The sequence below is a fragment of the Soonwooa sp. T0.1_25 genome, from assembly GCF_057652215.1.
This window is the reverse complement of the sequence record NZ_JBYFBZ010000001.1, coordinates 621,069-640,672: the sequence shown is the minus strand read 5'-3', so window position 1 is coordinate 640,672 and position 19,604 is coordinate 621,069. Positions and strand designations below refer to the sequence as shown.

The 19,604-nt window shown below is 36.7% G+C and carries 13 protein-coding genes; 2 read left to right on the top strand and 11 right to left on the bottom strand.

Going from position 1 to position 19,604, the window contains the following annotated elements; translation table 11 throughout:
* Positions 1 to 80: 80 nt before the first annotated feature.
* Entirely contained in the window at positions 81 to 3,908 is a 3,828-nt protein-coding gene (gene rpoB / locus AC23MB_RS03105; RefSeq protein ID WP_487786492.1) for a DNA-directed RNA polymerase subunit beta, read from the bottom strand.
* A gap of 821 nt (positions 3,909 to 4,729) precedes the next feature.
* On the opposite strand from rpoB, the gene AC23MB_RS03100 reads away from it, so the two are divergent.
* Positions 4,730 to 5,542 (top strand): tail fiber domain-containing protein, encoded by an 813-nt coding sequence (locus tag AC23MB_RS03100; RefSeq protein ID WP_312321758.1) that lies wholly within the window; start codon positions 4,730 to 4,732, stop codon positions 5,540 to 5,542.
* Positions 5,543 to 5,625: 83 nt separating this feature from the next.
* A complete protein-coding gene (locus tag AC23MB_RS03095; RefSeq protein WP_312321759.1) occupies positions 5,626 to 11,286 on the top strand; it encodes a beta strand repeat-containing protein in 5,661 nt (1,886 codons plus the stop codon).
* Between the two features lie 190 nt (positions 11,287 to 11,476).
* Here AC23MB_RS03095 and AC23MB_RS03090 read toward each other — a convergent pair whose 3' ends face one another.
* The 10 genes from AC23MB_RS03090 to secE all read right to left on the bottom strand — a co-directional run bounded on the left by AC23MB_RS03090 (position 11,477) and on the right by secE (position 19,599).
* Positions 11,477 to 12,037: a hypothetical protein gene (locus AC23MB_RS03090; RefSeq protein WP_313030029.1), complete on the bottom strand. Its 561-nt coding sequence runs from the start codon at positions 12,035 to 12,037 to the stop codon at positions 11,477 to 11,479.
* Positions 12,038 to 12,042: 5 nt separating this feature from the next.
* Complete coding sequence (locus AC23MB_RS03085) at positions 12,043 to 14,439, bottom strand: hypothetical protein (protein WP_487786491.1); 2,397 nt, start codon at positions 14,437 to 14,439, stop codon at positions 12,043 to 12,045.
* Between the two features lie 79 nt (positions 14,440 to 14,518).
* Positions 14,519 to 15,184, bottom strand: a complete 666-nt coding sequence (locus AC23MB_RS03080) for a hypothetical protein (protein ID WP_487786490.1) — start codon at positions 15,182 to 15,184, stop codon at positions 14,519 to 14,521.
* A gap of 108 nt (positions 15,185 to 15,292) precedes the next feature.
* Positions 15,293 to 15,661, bottom strand: a complete 369-nt coding sequence (rplL, locus tag AC23MB_RS03075; protein WP_079667294.1) for a 50S ribosomal protein L7/L12 — start codon at positions 15,659 to 15,661, stop codon at positions 15,293 to 15,295.
* Between the two features lie 48 nt (positions 15,662 to 15,709).
* Positions 15,710 to 16,279: a 50S ribosomal protein L10 gene (rplJ, locus tag AC23MB_RS03070; RefSeq protein ID WP_313030039.1), complete on the bottom strand. Its 570-nt coding sequence runs from the start codon at positions 16,277 to 16,279 to the stop codon at positions 15,710 to 15,712.
* A gap of 12 nt (positions 16,280 to 16,291) precedes the next feature.
* A complete protein-coding gene (gene rplA, locus AC23MB_RS03065; protein ID WP_312323392.1) occupies positions 16,292 to 16,984 on the bottom strand; it encodes a 50S ribosomal protein L1 in 693 nt (230 codons plus the stop codon).
* Positions 16,985 to 16,989: 5 nt separating this feature from the next.
* Entirely contained in the window at positions 16,990 to 17,433 is a 444-nt protein-coding gene (gene rplK, locus AC23MB_RS03060) for a 50S ribosomal protein L11 (protein WP_313030042.1), read from the bottom strand.
* A 155-nt stretch (positions 17,434 to 17,588) separates the two neighbouring features.
* On the bottom strand, positions 17,589 to 18,707 hold the full coding sequence (locus AC23MB_RS03055; RefSeq protein WP_487786489.1) for a DUF6080 domain-containing protein: 1,119 nt from the start codon (positions 18,705 to 18,707) through the stop codon (positions 17,589 to 17,591).
* A 128-nt stretch (positions 18,708 to 18,835) separates the two neighbouring features.
* The gene (nusG, locus tag AC23MB_RS03050; protein WP_312323386.1) at positions 18,836 to 19,381 is read right to left on the bottom strand and encodes a transcription termination/antitermination protein NusG; all 546 of its coding nucleotides are present in this window, start codon (positions 19,379 to 19,381) and stop codon (positions 18,836 to 18,838) included.
* A gap of 11 nt (positions 19,382 to 19,392) precedes the next feature.
* Entirely contained in the window at positions 19,393 to 19,599 is a 207-nt protein-coding gene (secE, locus tag AC23MB_RS03045; RefSeq protein WP_079667288.1) for a preprotein translocase subunit SecE, read from the bottom strand.
* Between the last annotated feature and the right edge of the window lie 5 nt (positions 19,600 to 19,604).

Here is a 19,604-nt window from a genome sequence, read left to right as displayed (position 1 = left end):
TTTGTTTAAGATTAAAAGAACCAAGAGCCAAGAGCTAAGACTAAAAAATCTTGCATCTTGTGTCTCTTATCTTGTGTCTATTATTCCTCAAGTCTTACGTCAAGTCCAAGACCTTGTAACTCGTGAAGTAATACGTTGAAAGATTCTGGAATACCTGGTTCTGGCATTGCTTCTCCTTTCGCGATCGCTTCATACGTTTTCGCTCTACCAATCACGTCATCCGACTTAACAGTCAAGATTTCTCTAAGGATATTAGATGCACCAAATGCTTCTAATGCCCAAACCTCCATCTCTCCGAAACGCTGACCACCGAATTGCGCTTTACCTCCTAATGGCTGTTGCGTAATTAATGAGTAAGGTCCGATAGAACGTGCGTGCATCTTATCATCTACCATGTGTCCTAACTTAAGCATATAGATTACCCCAACTGTTGCTGGCTGTGTAAATCTCTCTCCTGTACCACCATCGAATAGATAGGTGTTACCATAAGCTGGAAGTGATGCTTTGTCTGTGTATTCAGTAATTTGATCTAGCTCTGCACCATCAAAGATTGGTGTTGCGAACTTCAATCCTAACTTTTTACCAGCCCAACCAAGAACGGTTTCGTAGATCTGACCAATGTTCATACGAGAAGGTACCCCAAGTGGATTCAATACGATGTCTACTGGTGTCCCATCTTCTAAGAATGGCATGTCTTCTTCACGAACGATTCTTGATACGATACCTTTGTTACCGTGACGTCCTGCCATCTTATCACCAACGTTTAGTTTACGTTTTTTAGCGATATAGACTTTAGCCAACTTCATGATACCTGCAGGAAGTTCGTCTCCGATAGAAAGTGCAAATTTTTCTCTGTTTTTCACACCTTGGATATCGTTATACTTAATTTTATAGTTGTGGATTAATTGTTTGATTAATTCATTTTTGTCAGCATCAACTGTCCAGTCAGAACCGCTAATGTTAACATAATCCTCAACACTTGTCAATAACTTCTGAGTGAATTTAACACCTTTACCGATTACTTCTTCATCCAAGTCATTTTTAACACCTTGTGAAGTTTTTCCTGATACTAAAATGTTAAGTTTTTCGATCAAAGTATTTCTTAAATCATCGAATTTAGCTTTGTAAGTATTTTCGATTTCTTCAAGTTTGATTTTCTCTTCAGATCTTTTCTTTTTGTCTTTAATGTTTCTAGAGAACAACTTCTTGTTGATAACAACACCTCTTAAAGAAGAGTCAGCTTTCAACGAAGCATCTTTAACATCACCAGCTTTATCACCGAAGATTGCACGAAGAAGTTTTTCTTCTGGTGTTGGATCTGACTCACCTTTTGGTGTAATCTTACCAATCAAAATATCACCAGGCTTAACTTCTGCGCCGATACGGATCATTCCGTTTTCGTCAAGGTCTTTAGTAGCCTCTTCAGAAACGTTAGGGATATCTGCTGTCAATTCTTCCATACCTAATTTGGTATCACGAACTTCTAGAGAATACTCATCAACGTGAATTGACGTAAACCAGTCCTCACGAACTACTTTCTCGTTAATTACGATAGCATCCTCAAAGTTGTAACCTTTCCAAGGCATGAAGGCAACCACCAAGTTTCTACCCAAAGCCAATTCTCCGTTTTCAGTTGCGTAACCGTCACAAAGAACTTGACCTTTCTCAACAACGTCACCAACTCTTACGATTGGCTTCAACGTGATTGTAGTAGATTGGTTGGTTTTTCTAAATTTAGTTAAGTTATAAGTTTTAGTACCTGTATCGAAAGAAACTAGATCTTGATCTTCGCTTCTGTCATATTTAATAGTAATCTTGTTAGCATCAACATATTCTACAGTACCAGTACCTTCAGCATTGATTAAGATTCTAGAATCTCTAGCAACTTGCTTTTCTAGACCTGTACCAACGATAGGTGCTTGTGGTCTAAGTAGAGGAACGGCCTGACGCATCATGTTAGATCCCATCAACGCACGGTTCGCATCATCATGCTCCAAGAAAGGAATCAATGAAGCCGAAATACCAGAAATCTGGTTAGGTGCAACGTCGATAAGGTCAACTTGCGCGGGCTCAACAACTGGATAGTCACCATCTAGACGTGCAATAACACGATCCGTAGAGATTTCTCCGTCATCCTTCATCTCAACGTTCGCTTGTGCGATTACTTTATCTTCTTCGTCTTCTGCGTTAAGGTAAATTGGCGCGCTGTCCAAATCTACTTTCCCGTTTTCTACTTGACGATAAGGTGTTTCGATGAAACCTAATTGGTTAATTTTTGCATAGATACCTAATGAAGAGATCAAACCAATGTTTGGTCCTTCTGGCGTCTCGATTGGACAGATACGTCCGTAGTGCGTATGGTGAACGTCACGAACCTCGAAACCTGCTCTTTCTCTTGATAAACCACCAGGCCCTAGTGCAGAAAGTCTACGCTTGTGCGTGATTTCTGAAAGTGGGTTGGTCTGGTCCATAAACTGAGATAGCTGGTTGGTACCAAAGAATGAATTAATAACGGATGTTAAAGTTTTAGCATTAACAAGGTCTAGTGGTGTAAAGATTTCGTTATCTCTAACGTTCATTCTTTCTTTAATCGTACGAGCGATTCTTGAAAGACCAACACCGAATTGTCCTGATAATTGCTCACCAACTGTTTTAATTCTTCTGTTAGATAAGTGGTCGATATCATCAACTTCAGCTTTAGAGTTTACCAACTCGATCAAGTGTTTAACGATAGAGATAATATCTTCTTTTGTTAAAACTTGAATATCTTCAGCGATATTAAGACCTAATTTTTTATTCAATCTGTAACGACCAACTTCACCTAAAGAGTAACGTTGCTCTGAGAAGAATAATTTTTCGATAATTCCTCTAGCAGTTTCCTCATCTGGTGCATCTGCATTACGAAGCTGACGGTAGATATATTCTACGGCTTCTTTCTCAGAGTTAGTTGGGTCTTTCTGTAATGTATTTTGGATGATTGAGAATTCGTTAGAATTTTCGTTGTGGATAAGAATTGTCTTAACCCCAGCTTCCAAAATAATATCAAGATGTTCTTTTTCTAGAACAGTCTCACGGTCTAGGATAATTTCATTTCTTTCGATAGAAACTACCTCACCTGTATCTTCGTCTACGAAATCTTCGAACCAAGTGTTCAATACTCTCGCAGCCAAAGTTCTTCCTTGTACTTTTTTAAGGTTTGCTTTGTTAACTTTAACTTCTTCTGCAAGGTCAAAAATCTGAAGAATCTCTTTATCAGACTCATAACCAATTGCTCTTAATAATGTCGTTAAAGGTAACTTTTTCTTACGATCGATATAAGCATACATTACGCTGTTGATATCGGTTGTAAATTCCATCCAAGACCCTTTGAAAGGGATAATTCTTGAATAATACAACTTCGTACCATTCGCGTGGTAAGTTTGACCGAAGAATACACCTGGAGATCTGTGTAGCTGTGTTACAATAACACGCTCTGCTCCGTTGATGATGAAAGATCCTGAAGGCGTCATGTAAGGAACAGGTCCTAAATAAACGTCCTGAACAACCGTTTGGAAATCCTCGTGTTCTGGATCTGTACAATACAATTTCAGTCTAGCTTTTAACGGAACGCTGTACGTCAAACCTCTCTCAACACACTCGTCGATAGAATAACGTGGCGAATCTACTAGATAATCTAAGAATTCTAGAACAAATTGGTTTCTAGAATCTGTAATTGGAAAATTCTCCTGGAACGTACCATAAAGGCTTTCATTAAGACGTTGTTCAGGAAGCGTGTCTAACTGGAAAAAATCCTTGAAAGACTGGATTTGGATATCCAAAAAGTCAGGCGTTACAATCTTACCTTTCGCAGAAGAAAAGTTGATTCTTTCAGTCCCTTTGATTTTTGAATTTGCCTGTGTTTCACTCATAAAATTACAAGAAAAAGGTTAAAAAATATTTTGTTTATCTCAAAAATATCGAAGCAGAAGAAGAAGTCTGAAAAAGATGAAAAACACTCGATTTTTGGGCTATCAGAATTGGTTTTAAATCTTTATCTTAGTTCTCGATTCTAATTCTAAGCAACGCTGGTATATCTTTTCACAACGTAATGCAAAATATTCTTTTCTAATTAAAATTTTGGGAAACAAATAAAAACTTACAAAAACAACAAAATCCCTTGTAGCCGAAGACACAAGAGTTTTACAAAAATTGTCACTAGATAAATTTATTTTTTAAGCCCAAAATGAGGTGCAAAGATACAACTTTACATGCTGAATTGCAAGAAAATATTAATAAATACTTTTTTCCTGATCAACATTTAAAAGCGATAATTCCAAACCTAATTTATGTAAAAGCATCTGTTTAACAAAAACGCAACCCGTTAAAACCCTAAAGCCATTAACGAATTAACAAAAACAAGGCTTTTTATTGTAAATTAAATAATTAAAGAACAACTCTTTACACCTGCAAAATACTGTAATAAAATAAAACTCATACGAAACAGAAACTGTGAATCAATAATACCTGATAAATATTATTTTTAATAAAATTATGCGAAGCATTGTTTTATTACTAGAAAATTTACTTTTTTTTTATCTTTGCAACAAATAACAAAATGTTTATTTCTCTTAAAAAATTTATCTTATTTAAGGCTTGCGAAATTGTCACGAAGCAAGATTTTTTTTGAAAACTAACCTACTGGATTTAAAAAAAATATCTGATCTATAAATCAAACCAATCAACTACCTTCATGAAAAAATTCTACTCAATTGTAGCAAGCATCACCTGCACGTATATATTTGCGCAAGTCGGCATCAACACCACAACACCAAAGTCCACTCTGGAAGTGGTCGCCAAGACCAATGGTGATACCCAAGCCGAAGGACTCATTATCCCGAGATTAACGGGAGATCAAATAAAAACCATGACCGATAATCTGCAATCAGGAACCGAATCTTTAATGATTTATGCTACTTCTGCCCCTGCGGTTTCTAATGCTAAAGTTGATAAAATTACACAAGCCGGATATTATTATTGGAACGGCAGCATTTGGGAAACTATTGGTGGACTTACATCTAATATTTATACCGCCGATGGTACAATTACCACCGCACAAGCAGCCAGAAATGTAGAACTGAATGGCAAAAACCTTGTCTTCTCCGGTGTTGGAAGTGTTGGGATTGGCGTTGCGAATCCATCAGCAAAGCTGGATGTTGCAGGAACGGTGAAAGCCAGCGCAGTGGACTATAATTCGGATGCAAGATTAAAACAAAACATCACTCCGATTACAAATGCAGATGAAATAATATTAAAACTAAATCCTGTTTCTTATTTCTGGAACGAGAACGGAAAAAAGAAAGGTGGAAATGCCCAGCTTCAATACGGGCTTATCGCTCAGGAAGTAGAAAAAGTACTTCCCAATATCGTAAACAGCGATTCGGAAACCTATAAATCGGTAAACTATAACGAACTGATTCCTATTTTACTGAAAAATGCTCAGGATCAGAATATCAAAATCAAAGAATTACAAAAAGAAATAGAACTCCTGAATAAAGGAAAATAATCCAAAATTAATTCTGTACAATCTATTTATTCAGTTGAAGATTAACTATTCTTCAATTCTTTATTTAATGTAATTCTGATCAAATGAAACTAAAACTATATCTCATTTTCTTTCTGGCTCTCTGTCAACAGATCCTTGCACAAAGTGATTACTATTGGGTTGGCGGTGCAGGATCCTGGAGTGACCTCAACCATTGGCGGATCGGCTCGTCATCGGGACCACAAGCGACTATTATTCCTTCCAAATATGACAATGTTTTTTTTAACAACAACAGCGGTTTTACAGCTTCGGGAGTTACTTTAAACGTCTCACCTTCTGCCACCTGTAAAAACTTCATTGTAGATGATAACTTTTCCAGTAGTATCCGTTTTTCACCAGGAAGCATATTAAACATTTATGGAAACTTAAAATGGCGAGGAAATATAGCTGCATACTATAATATAACATTTAACCTCTATTCCGATAGCGGGAATACATTGCCTAACCTTATAGATATTACAGGAAAACTTATAGATCTGAGTTGGATTTCTACGACTTATCTCTCCTCCGTTAACTTTTTGGGAAATGGTAGTTTTAAGTTAATCAATGATTTTAACAGCAACGGCTATTTCTCTTTTAATGTAGGAGAAAGTGCATCCCTAGACTCTAACAACAAAAATATAACTGTAGATCGCGAAATTACCTATACCTCTTCTGCGGTATCCGATTTTGGAACGTCGCAATTGAAATCACTTAGTTATAGTACAGCCGCAACTTCGACCTTTAATGCAAATGTCAATCTTACGCAAGCTTCCATCACAGCATATTCCTTAAGCTTTCCAACAACACAGAATGTAAAAAATATATCGTTCACAAAGAAAATTACGGTAGGTACTTACCTGAAAACAGAAAATATTACGGGAGTATCGAATGCCGCATTAGAAACTTCCACAGGTACGGGAGGATATGAGATCGGAAACCTAAACATACCAACTAGCAATTCTTCTTGGACTTATATTGGAAGCAGTACACCTACCAATAATATAGCGACGCTGAAAGTGGGGACTCTGACAATGGGAGGAGATGGTAACCGATATTTTTATGCATTACGAAATGACATTTCCAATCTTACATTAGGTAGTGGAAATAGTGCTTTTTCTACGGGGAAATATAATATCGACAATCTTATATTGAATGGCGGGAATTACTTTATTTCGTCTGCATCTGGTGACGAATTCAAAGTAAATCAAAACCTTATTGCTAATGCTTCCTGCGCTGGTACAATTCCTAGACTTACAGGGGGCAATGTCGTCATCCCAGCAACGGCTAATGGCGGTGCAGTTATCGATTTTCCGAGATATATGTTTCAGAACGTAAAACTTACTGGAGGAGCTTCTGTAACGGCGGCAATAGATAATGGCGGCAATACGGGGAATATCAGCTTTGTCGGCGCAGCATCCCGGACTTTTTACCGTATTGGAGGTGGTGGCAATTGGGATGATTATGCCAAGTGGTCTTTCATTTCTGGAGGAACGTCTGCGAATTGTCTGCCAACAAGATTTGATGATGTCATCTTTGATGAGAAATCTGGCTTTACAGCAGGTAATAATACCCTGACAGGAAGTTCTACCTCATTGGAGGTTCGTAATATGACCTGGAACAATACTCCCGGAAACCCTGTATTTAATCCTGGGTTTTCTTATGTCAATATTTACGGGAGTCTTTATTTACAAAAAGATATGACAGCTTCCAACGCAACGTTTAGCTTTTTTAAAATTAGTCCTGCAGATCCGCCGATAGACCGTTATCTGAGCTTTGAAGGGCAGAAAATTAAGACCTTATATGTAAGTGAGTTGGCAAATGACAATTTTCACTTGCAACCGGCAAGCTGGGCAGCACCTTATGATGTAGAGGTAGTGGAAGGTTTTAGCTTCAATGTAATGAACAATGGTATTTGGCAACCTGCCAATCTATATGCCAATAGTACAAAGATTAATGCAAACTCTGTTTATCTTGGAGGTAAATCTGTATTCATAGATCATACGCTCATCCGTACCCCTACGCTTTGGATGTACACCCAGCAGCCTGTAAATGCACCAGCTTCTACACTATATATTGCAAAAGAGTACAATGGTAAAAAAGACACCTATACTCATGCTAATCATTTCTTTGGCAATCTCTATATGGAGGGTACAGCAACAGGTACTTTTTCAGCGGTAAAATCCAATTTGTTCCAGATAAATTCTGGGACAGATATTAGCATTACCGATGCAACAACTAATATATTGAATGTCAACGCTGGAAATAAAATATCTTTTACAGGAACTGATTTCGTAAAGAATTTTAATGTTAATACAGCAGTTGATTTGGTTATTAATCTACTTACTAATTTGACTGTTACCGACACCTTTTTGTATAAGCGTTTGGATTGCGATATCGTAAAATCCTTTACAGGAGCAGGAAACAGTAATCTTATTTTAGGAAATACTATTAACGGTAATGGTTTTGTAGAGCTTAATCGTTTATCAGTTTCTTATATCCGTGCGTCCTATGTGACACCGGTTGCTGGTTCCAATCCTATTAATGCCAACAATTCTATAAATAATACAGGCAATAGCGGTGTAAATTTCACATTACCTGCTCCCAAAAACTTTTATTGGAAAGGTGGCTCTGGCAATTGGAATGATATCAATCACTGGTCTCTGGATTCTTCCCCGGCAAGAGCTACCAGCACTTGTGGGATTCCTTCGCTATACGATAATGTATTTTTTGATGAATATTCTGGAATTGCTACGGTTGGTACAACGAATGTTGAAACACAAAATCCCGTTTATGTTAATAATATGACATTTAGTGGGCTTCCAGCAACTGCAATTTTTAATATTACAAATAATAATAGTTATCAGACTTATATAAACGGTGATCTTACACTATATCCCGGATATGGAGCCGTATACAACAACAACCCTGGGTTTACCCTGATTAACAGAAATAAGCCGGCAGGCATCAACAAATCGGTGTACCCGAACGGAGCAGGTGCAAATTTAATTTTTACGGATAATGCCAACTGGAAAGTGCATCACGGGACAGAAGCTGTAGATATGTCATCTGGCTCAATTAATCAACAGTATATTGCTAGGCTGGATCTTAGCGGTACGGTGTTGAGGCTGAATCAACTCTCCACAACCGGAACAGAAATCCTATTAGACGGATCAGATATTTCTGCAAGCACGATTAATATTAGTCCGCAAACCCCAGTTAATTCGCTTAATAGTATTTTGAAAGGTGGTTCTATTAAAACCAATTCTCTTGCTCATTATTTTGAGAGGATCGATATACGCGGTTATTATAGCAATTATACTGACCAGTTTTTGACCACTATTGATTTACCAAATACCAAAGTAAATCTTCTGAATATTTTAACAAATAGTAATAGTAGCACCCCTATAACTACTACATACGCGACTGTAAGATTTGCCAGTCTGAAGGAAGTAAATCAACTGAACATTGAGAGATCAAATATCATTGAGCTGGCAAATAATATCAAGGTAAACCAGTCTATGTTGTTGCAGGGAGGATGTACGGATGCGGATCAGCTGCTGATACGGGGATATAAAAATGCGCTAAGGCAAATCATTATCCCTGCATACAATACTACAGATTTTATCATCAACCGAGTAAGGTTAAACTATATATCATCTTCCGACGGACAAAGCTACACCGCGACCGAAAGTACGAATGTGGGCGGAAACTCTGGGATTAATTTTGTTGCATCTCCTTCCAAGGATTTGTATTGGGTAGGAGGGCAAGGTAACTGGAATGACGGAAATCATTGGTCGCTAACCTCCGGCGGAACTCCTGTCGGGAGTTGCGGTTTCCCCAGCGCAAAAGACAATGTGTTTTTTGATGCTAATTCAGGTTTCACGACGACACACAAAACCGTAATCGTTGGTGGTAATCAAAGTTCCCTTGCCAATAATGTCACTTTTAACAGTGATCCTAATTCTCCATTAATAAATGGAGCTACATATTCTATTGAGAGAAATCTTCTAGTTTATGGAAACCTTGTATTACAAAACAATACAACACTTGGCTCTTCTATTGACGTTACTATGCCGCAAAGTACCACACCTGGACAAACCAGGTATATTGACACTAAAGGAGTAATGGGAATGAGGATTAGCATAAACGCGTCTCAGGATTATTTTGAGCTTCAGAGCCCTTATAAAGGTTCAATATACGGAACGAATGTAAAAGGTTTCAAAACCAATGCCTATGCAATGGATATTAATAATTATGGGTTGCAGTTCCATTACACACAGAACATTAATCAGGTATTGGATTTCGGACAATCCGTAATTACTGATGCTTCATCAGGTAGCGGTATTGTTATTTCATCAGGTAACAATTATCCTGTAACGATAAATGCCGCGAATGCTAAGATAGCAACCGGTAACTTTGTCATCAATGTTCCGAACCAGAATAGCTTTGGCGATATTACCATCAACAAAAACGGAATATTTAATGCGGGAACAACAATACACAACTTCAACAAGGTAACTTTCCTGGGAATCCTGACGCCTTCGGCAACCAGTACGCTGGCTTCTGCTGGGAATTATAAGACTCTGTACTTCTCTCCCGGAAATTATAAAATAGCTTCGGGACAAAACATTTCCGAAAACCTGTTTATGACAGGAACACCATGCAACAGGATCAATATAAGTAGGACAGCAGATTCCGGGCAAAGTCTTATCAATTTGAATATGGCAGCAAGCTATACATTGTTTTACGCTTCTATTCAGGATATGAATTTTTCAAGAACTGTAAATGCCTATGGAAACAGTCAGGATTTGGGTAACACCAACAACCTTACTATTGTACCCACCAATGTACAGGCTGCGGGATTTGGGAGTAAAACACTTTGTGCTTCTGATTTCCCCAAAACCTATGATGGATCAGCTTTATTTGGTACAGACCCTAATGCAACTTATACGTGGACAAAGATGGGAACACCTGATGTGGTGATCAGTACTCAGCCTATTGTTACCTTTACCCAACCGGGAAGCTACAAGGTAAATGTAACTTACAGCCAAGACGGATGTAACATTACAGAAAACTTTACGGTTTCTTCTGTTGCTTTACCTGTAGATAATACTACTGTGTCTACTACTAGTGTATCCCAGTTGCCTATGGGAAATGTTCCCGTTATTTTCAAAGGAAGCCAGACCAGCCAGACCTATATCTTTACATACAGTATTAACAACGGTCCCGATATGGAAATCACTTCCAATACAAATGGGGTTGCAACAATTAATCATCCGAGAAATGTCGCGGGCACTTTTGTGTATCATCTGAAAGGGATTCGTTTTGCTAATGGAATGGCTTGTCCAGTTGTTATTAGTAATAAAGATATTGTTGTTCAAATTAATCCTGATTGCCCAACACCCGGAGTTGTTCAGATGTATGGCACCGAATTGATGGGATGTACAGCAAGTAAGGGAGCAAAAAGACTCGCAGAGGCATCCCCGATTAGCATTACAATTCCTTCTTTGGATCTCAATATAGCACGCTTCATCCCAGAAACTGGCATTATTGTTAAAGAAGGTACAGATATTTTCCTGCTTAGAAACAGCAATGCTTCACCTGAGACTTTAACAGGACTTCCAGCCTCAAAACCTCATGCAGTAGGTGCGATACTCTACCATAACGATCATTTTTATGAAGGCGTAGAAAACGGAAAATGGATACGGATTGATAATGATTAAATAATGGCTCAAAATTTATAATGATTATTGAATAAGCAATACCATTCGTAAAATAACCTGAGTTCGGTTTAGGCAAAGTCTAAAAATACTTGACCGTCATTTACTTTTTTCAAGTTTAATGGCGGTTTTTTTTGGAAAGAAAAAAACCACTTCACAAAGAAGTGGTTTAGAAATATTTAGATTTAAAATCTTAAGGCTTAGTCCAGAAAGTCCATTCTCTACCGTTGTACAAAGCCAATTGCTGTGTTCCGGTTACATAGACCATCATTCCAGCTGTTGGATTGACGATATCTGTGTGTGAATTCACTCTCGGTAAGATCATCGCTTTATTTGTATCCCCTAAGACCAAAATCCCAGAAGTTGTATCTGTAGCCGGCGTTCCACCAATCAAGGTTTTCGCTGTTGAATTTTCAGTATTAGTATCTGGAACGTTGGCTGTTGTTGGTGCATAGGCACCTGCCGACAAATCTCCCCAACTAGTCACAGCAGTTGCATTAGCTGTAGCTGCAGTTCCAAATTTAACTTTCTGATCAGTACTATCAAAAATTATAGTTCCTGGAACTGCAGAAGTTACACCTGCTGCAGAAGTCACCCAAGGCAATACAACTCCTCTCGCGCCTCCAGCTGCATTTCCAAATTCTAAGGACACTGTTGCGTTAGCCGCTGTATATGGACTCGCTTTACCAATAGTAACTTGAGCAAAACTAAGGTTAGAAACTAAAATTATTAGTGATGTTATATATGTTTTCATCTTAATTATGGATTTGAATCATTACAAGTTTGTTTAGTATAACAGTTCCAAGACGTCCCGTCATAAATCTTAAGACAATTGACAGTTGTGTCATATACCATCATTCCCGTTACTCCAGTAATAGAAGTCAATGCAGAAGTTGGCACCCTATTGATAACGAAACCTTTTGTTTTTGCATCTAATACCGTATATGCTCCATTTACTCTTACAGGCCATTCTCCTGTATTACCTCCAGCTCTAGCAAGAGCAGTAATACCGTGTTTAGTAGGCAATGTTGTTCCTGTAGTCGTAGCAGGGCGGAAACAACGATCACAATCTGGATCTCTTACAAAACTATTTTGAGAACTTCCAAAATTTTGACCAATATCAGCCGTACCATCTGTATTGTCAGAAATACCTGCTAAGTTGGATGGGTTTGTAGTTGTATTCAAGTTACTTCCTGCAACATTCACCAATTGAGGAACTCCGTTAGCTCCCGTAGATGTACTAATGATCTGAGCCGGAGTACCCGTTGTTGTGCCATTATAAGTCACTTTGATTTGACCACGGTAAGGATAATTCGCATCTGTTGTAGGTAGAGATAATGAATGGATGTGAGTTCTTCTTACAAATTCTGACCCCTCCAAAGCATCTGCACAACCATCATTGTCTGAATCAACATCAAACTGATTGGAAATCCCATCATTATCTGGATCACAGAAACCATTTTTGACTCCATTTGCTTTTCCAGTAATATGAGTAGGTCCTTGAACGATCTGACTTAGAATAACCGTGTTAGATCCTGTCCTATTCCAAGTGATATTTTTAAATGCATTTCCATTAAAAAGCTGAAGAGGAAACAGCTGCCCCCCACTAACTTTACTACCATACATATTAACCGTTCCATTTTTATGAATTATAATTCTCACCAGCGGATTAGCAGCTGTTCCTGTCATGGTATAAATCTGGGGTATGCTTCCATTACCATATCGATCTCCATTAAAAAACCTTACGTTATCCGTTTGATCCGGCTGAAACTGCAATTCACTTGTTGTTAAATTTGTACCATTTATATTCAGTGTAAATGAATTATCTAATGTGTAAACATCAAAGATAAATCCTAAATCTGCAGCAGGCGCAGAGAAGTTAACCGTAGTTCCGTTTGAAGTATTATAATTAACAGTTCCTACTTCATCTCCACATTCAAAAATATCTAATATACCATCATTATCAGAATCTAAATCTTGATAATCAGGAATAGTATCAGCATCCGTATCTTTTTCTACTACCACATTCACACTACAAGCAGTAGTACTACCATTTAGGTTGACAGAAAGTGTTCTTGTTCCTGAGCTACCACCACCATCATAAACTAGTGGAACATCAATAGACGTAGTAGAAGATGTAATATTTACGGTAGATGAACTATTGAAATTTGCTCCTATGATATTAATAGTATAAGTTCCAGGTCCATAAACATTAGTAATTGGAATATTAAGAGACCTTACACCGTTACTAGGTACTCTCTCAACAAAAGGAATTGTTGTAGATGATTGCGATATCCCACCACAAGTCAATGTGAAAGGAACATAATAAGGCACTGTTGCTAAGTCTAGATTAGCCCGAGAAGGAGTGTTATAAGTAGCTGATACAATAGATGTACCATCATATATATTGATTCTTCTCACAACTATAGTTCCAGCCGTTGTATTACCAGTTGTTGTTGCAATATAAACGTATCCCTGTAAGTAAGCCATTCCTTGAATCCCATTTGCTGTAGGCAAATTCGCAATACTAGCCGCCCCAGTTATAGCAGTAGAAATTGCCTTTGTAGCAACGCCAGTAGCAATAGAAATTTTAAAAAGATATCTTGCTGTACCCGCAGCATTGTTAATAAACATGTAGATATTATTCTGATAATCAAAGAATGTATCGGTTCCAAACGTAGTTCCATTATTCCAGTCAGTATCTGTACTGGTAATAGGTATAGCAGATCCGGATGGATAAATTGGGTAAAGAGTCTTGGTATCAGATCGGAAACCATAAACATTTCCAAAATAAGGACCTGGAACGTTATTGGTTGCTATCCCTCCAATTTCTACACCAGGATTAGTAGTTCCAGATATAGCAGTACCATTTTTATACAATGTAGAACCTGCTGCATTATTAGAATTAATGAAAACAAGTGTTGATGGATTCCCGCCAGGCTGATCATAACCAACAGCTAAGTTGCTTATATTTGAAGGTGTTCCACTTGAATTAGGTATTGTTATAAGTATTGGCGAAGCTCCATCTGTTATATCATAAACTCTACCAGTGGAAGCAGTTGATAAATAAAGTCTATCTGCGGCGGCTTGAGAAAATAGCATTCCACTAGTCATAAGTAGAAATACTAATATATAAAGTAGATTTAATTTTTTCATAAAAGATTATTATTAATAAATATATAATTTGCCTTGGAAAATTATTCCCAAAGAAAATGTCTAGTAAAAAAACTTATGATTAAATTAAATCCGGTGGTGGCCTTACTGAATAGCCAACTGGATTGGCTTTTAAGTTGTAATTACTATGAGTATAAAAATAATCCGCCGAATAAAGAAAATCTAATGAAACGGTTTTGGACTGCTCATTAGAAAGAACAATGCATTTAAAATATTGATAATCGTTATTTGGTGAAATAAAAGAAATATTTCCAGATCTCTTTCCTATTAAGAACCGACTACCATCAAGACCATTAGAAATCTTCAAAGTGATTTCTTTTTTTGGCAAATCAGGTAGTGATTTCGCCATTTTTTCTTCTTTAGAAACCAACAGTTTCTTTTTCGGATGAAGTTCTTCCGCGCTTTGCTTTGCAGGAGATTCGGTTGTAGAATTTTTAGCGATAAGTTTGATCTCATCGTCGTTAAGCTTAACGACTTTTGAGTATTGCTGTATGCTTTTGCTTTTAGATATCTGCTGGTTGAAGGATTCATCTTTGGAATAGATGACCGCGTCTCCAACCACTACAATTCCTGGAGGAGCAGACTCATTATGGCTTATTTCTTGAGCCGAAACAGAAAAAGAGCCTAATGAAAAAAAGAAGAATAAAAGAGAAAACTGCCACAATTTAAAATTTAAATTGGCATAATCTCTTGCTTGCACCGAGGTAGGCAATAAACTTTTTTTCATTTTGCAAAAGTAATAAAAATAATGGCTTAGTATCAACAATAACAAAACTTAACATAAAAAAGCGACTAGGTGTAAACCTGTCGCTTCTATTATATTATTGAGTAATGATTACTTCAATTCTACTTCAGCACCAGCTTCTTCAAGTTGTTTCTTAAGAGCTTCAGCTTCGTCTTTAGATACACCTTCTTTGATTGGAGAAGGAGCTCCGTCTACGATATCTTTAGCTTCTTTAAGACCAGCACCAGTTAAATCTTTTACTAATTTAACAACAGCTAATTTAGAAGCACCAGCTGACTTAAGGATTACGTCGAATTCAGTTTTTTCCTCAGCAGCATCACCAGCACCACCAGCAGCTACAACTACAGCAGCAGCAGCAGGCTCAATTCCGTACTCATCTTTAAGGATTGTAGCTAATTCGTTAACGTCTTTTACAGTTAGGTTTACAAGCGTTTCCGCTAAATTTTTTAAATCTGACATTGTATTAATGTTTTGTTTGTTGAACTTATTTGATTGTTTTGAGTTTAATTATTCTGCGCTAGCTTCAGGAGTTTCTGTAGCTGGAGCTTCTTCTGCGTTTACTTCTTCTACAGCTGGCGCTTCTACTTCTGTAGCACCTTCTGCTTTGTTTTGTAATGCAGAAACCAATCTTTGGATTGGTGATTGAAGTAATCCAATGATTTCTCCGATCATCTCCTCCTTAGACTTGATGTTAGCAAGAGTGTCTAGGTTGTTATCACCAACGTAGATAGTCTCTTGTAAGAATGCAGACTTAAGTGCTGGTTTTTCAGCTTTCTTTCTGAATCCTTGGATTAATTTTGCAGGAGCGTTAGCGGTTTCAGCGATCATTACTACTGAATTCCCTTTGAAAGTTGGGAACATTTCAGAATAATCAACACCTTCAACTTGCTCCATAGCTTTTTGTAAAAGTGTATTTTTAACAACTTTTACTTTGATATTTTGCTTGAAAGCTTGTCTTCTAAAATCTGAAGTCTGACCAGCATTCAATCCTTCAAGATCAGCTACATAAACAACTTTAGCATCTTGTAGTAGATCTTTTATATCTTGTATTACTAATACTTTTTCTTCTTTTGTCATTTCTTCTCGATTTTAGTTTACAGATTTCGTGTCAATGGCAATACCTGGACTCATAGTAGAAGAAAGGTAGATAGACTTAACGTAAGTACCTTTAGCCGCGGTTGGCTTTAACTTCATTAGAGTTTGGATCAATTCCTGAGCATTTTCCTTGATTTTATCAGCATCGAAAGATACTTTACCGATAGCAGCATGGATAATACCATATTTATCAACTTTGAAGTCGATTTTACCAGATTTCACTTCAGAAACTGCTTTACCTACTTCCATTGTAACAGTACCAGATTTTGGGTTAGGCATTAGACCTCTTGGACCTAACACACGTCCTAAAGGACCTAGTTTACCCATAACTGCTGGCATAGTAACGATAACGTCAACATCTGTCCAACCATCTTTTATTTTTTGTAAGTACTCATCAAGACCTACATAATCAGCACCAGCTTCTTTAGCTTCAGCTTCTTTATCTGGAGTTACTAAAGCAAGAACTTTAACATCCTTACCAGTACCATGAGGAAGAGATACAACACCTCTTACCATTTGGTTAGCTTTTCTTGGATCAACGCCTAATCTTACAGCGATATCTACAGAAGCATCAAACTTTGCAGTGTTTACTTCTTTCACTAAAGCAGAACCTTCTTCTAAAGAATAAACTTTGTTCTTTTCTACTTTTGCTAAAGCTTCCTTTTGCTTTTTTGTTAATGTTGCCATAATTCTTACGCGTTTGTTGGTTTAGTTCCTGTTACTCTTAATCCCATAGATCTTGCAGTACCTGCAACCATACTTAAAGCTGAATCGATTGTAAAGCAGTTAAGGTCTGCCATTTTATCTTCAGCGATTTTTTTAACTTGATCCCAAGATACAGATCCTACTTTGTTTCTGTTTGGTTCTCCAGAACCTTTCTTTACCTTAGATGCCTCCATCAACTGAATAGCTGCTGGAGGAGTCTTGATTACGAATTCGAAAGATTTATCTTCGTAAACCGTAATAACTACTGGTAAAACTTGTCCTGGCTTGTCTTGAGTTCTTCCGTTAAATTGTTTACAAAACTCCATGATGTTAACACCTGCAGAACCCAATGCTGGACCTACTGGTGGCGAAGGGTTTGCTGCACCTCCTTTCACCTGAAGCTTAACCATTTTAAAGACTTTCTTAGCCATTTTGATTTGTTTTTGTGTGAATAATTAATGAATTTGGAAGCATTATTTATTCATACCAAATTGTTGTCTCACCTAACAAGATGGTATTTCGGATTGCAAAATTATAAAATATTTTTGAATCTACAAACACCAAATCGTTAAAAATCAATAAGTTTTTAATTTTTGTAGAAATACAAAGCAAAATGATACAATTCGTAAAGTGATCTACTATTCAAAATAGCAAAACCTACTAAGAAAAACATTAGGATACCAACGTATAATTTTCTGAATTTAAGAGAACTAATATTTTTAAATCCTATTCCGAAAATAATTGGAAAAATAAAAGCATAATTACCAGTAAATATATAAGCTTCGTGAATGCCCAGACCGAAAACAACATGGATAACAATATCAACCAAGAAACTTACAATTAAAAAGCGCATCCATATATTACTTCTATTTTTTAAAACAATAAAAACTAAAAATAAAAACAAACTATAGAATAAAACATTTGGAAATATCGCCGAATAAGAACCACCAATGACTGCATCAATACTAGATCCATCGATATACAAGATTCTAGTTGTTACAACTCTTGGTATTACAAAAACACTTCCTAAAAAGAATTGAAAGTAATAACTGAAATCAAAACTTGGTCCGTATAAATGTGACTTCATAAAACTTAAAGAAGCTTGAATCTTGTCATAAAACACAATAAAAATACCTAAAAACGAGCAACCAATTAGAAATAGTTTTGATAAATAATCTTTTTTAAACTTAGACAAAAAAGAAACTAATAGTATTTTAAAAAAATTGGAAACCGTAATACCAGCAACAATAACGGTTGACAAAATAAATAATGGCGTCGACAATTCTTTGTTTTCCTTTTCTCCTTTAAAAAAGTAATAAAAGAAAATTGGCAATACACAACTCGTAAACACATAAGAATCGAAAGTGAAACTTAGCAGCAAATTCCCAGCAAAAGTCATGAAAAACAAGCTTAACCAAAGTGAACTTGTAGTTGTTAAACCAACAATTTTATTTAAAATTTTAAAAATGAACAAATTCTGAAGACTTAATAAACTGGAACAAATCGTAACTAGCACAACAGAACTTGTTTTAACACTAGAACCAATCAGCAAAAGATTAAGACTTTTTGAAATAAGTTTAAGTAAAGGATGTCGAACAAAACTTGCTTCATGCAAAGCATTATCAAATCCGAAATACAGATCACATATATAATTAGGGTGGTAGACCAGCTTGACACTTAATCCAAAACACAAACCAACTGACATATAAAAAACAAAGGAAATAAATACAATCAGAACACTGTACTTATGAAAGTTTTTATCAGAATTAATTTGAGAATTGAGCATAAAAAAAAACCACTCGATCGAGTGGTTTCAAATATAGTATAATTTTTTTATCCTACTTTTTCTACTTGTACGAAGCTCAGCTCCATAGGTGTCTTACGACCAAATATCATAACCGACACTTCAAGTTTTTTCTTCTCTTCAAGAATTTTTTCGATAGTACCATTAAATCCGTTGAAAGGACCATCAATAACTTTCACATTCTCTCCAACTACGTAAGGGATTTCAACATCTGTTGCAAATTCTGACAACTCATCTATCTTACCTAACATTCTGTTAACCTCAGATTTTCTCATCGGTACAGGATCTCCACCTTTAGTTAAACTTAGGAAAGAAATAACCCCCGGAATGTTTTTGATGATGTGAGGCACCTCACCTACTAAATCCGCTTCTACCATTAGATAACCTGGATAATAAGGTCTTTCTTTAGGAACCTTTTTACCATTTCTAATTAAGATAACTTTCTCCATTGGAATAACGACCTGAGTAACATAAGACTCCATGTTAAGTCTTCTCATTTCGTTCTCAATATAGTTCTTAACTTTATTTTCCTGCCCGCTGATTGCTTTCAGCACATACCATTTCAACTCACCCATCGCAGAAAACCTTAGTTAAATATATTAATTAAAGAAGATACAAAATTCTTAATTGTCGTACTAAACAAAGTATCTACACCGAATGTAAACATAGCTAGAATAACAGTAGATATTGCAACAACGATAGTTGAAGATTGCAAATCTGGCCACTTCGGCCACTCTACCTTATCTTTAAACTCTGTGTAAGAACCTTTCAAAAAATCAATTAGCGAACTCATAAAAT

What these genes read in the sequence shown, in the direction of transcription:
- rpoB (WP_487786492.1), bottom strand. Translation starts at nt 3,908, where the DNA reads ATGAGTGAAACACAGGCAAATTCAAAAATCAAAGGGACTGAAAGAATC.
- AC23MB_RS03100 (WP_312321758.1), top strand. Translation starts at nt 4,730, where the DNA reads ATGAAAAAATTCTACTCAATTGTAGCAAGCATCACCTGCACGTATATA.
- AC23MB_RS03095 (WP_312321759.1), top strand. Translation starts at nt 5,626, where the DNA reads ATGAAACTAAAACTATATCTCATTTTCTTTCTGGCTCTCTGTCAACAG.
- AC23MB_RS03090 (WP_313030029.1), bottom strand. Translation starts at nt 12,037, where the DNA reads ATGAAAACATATATAACATCACTAATAATTTTAGTTTCTAACCTTAGT.
- AC23MB_RS03085 (WP_487786491.1), bottom strand. Translation starts at nt 14,439, where the DNA reads ATGAAAAAATTAAATCTACTTTATATATTAGTATTTCTACTTATGACT.
- AC23MB_RS03080 (WP_487786490.1), bottom strand. Translation starts at nt 15,184, where the DNA reads ATGAAAAAAAGTTTATTGCCTACCTCGGTGCAAGCAAGAGATTATGCC.
- rplL (WP_079667294.1), bottom strand. Translation starts at nt 15,661, where the DNA reads ATGTCAGATTTAAAAAATTTAGCGGAAACGCTTGTAAACCTAACTGTA.
- rplJ (WP_313030039.1), bottom strand. Translation starts at nt 16,279, where the DNA reads ATGACAAAAGAAGAAAAAGTATTAGTAATACAAGATATAAAAGATCTA.
- rplA (WP_312323392.1), bottom strand. Translation starts at nt 16,984, where the DNA reads ATGGCAACATTAACAAAAAAGCAAAAGGAAGCTTTAGCAAAAGTAGAA.
- rplK (WP_313030042.1), bottom strand. Translation starts at nt 17,433, where the DNA reads ATGGCTAAGAAAGTCTTTAAAATGGTTAAGCTTCAGGTGAAAGGAGGT.
- AC23MB_RS03055 (WP_487786489.1), bottom strand. Translation starts at nt 18,707, where the DNA reads ATGTCAGTTGGTTTGTGTTTTGGATTAAGTGTCAAGCTGGTCTACCAC.
- nusG (WP_312323386.1), bottom strand. Translation starts at nt 19,381, where the DNA reads ATGGGTGAGTTGAAATGGTATGTGCTGAAAGCAATCAGCGGGCAGGAA.
- secE (WP_079667288.1), bottom strand. Translation starts at nt 19,599, where the DNA reads ATGAGTTCGCTAATTGATTTTTTGAAAGGTTCTTACACAGAGTTTAAA.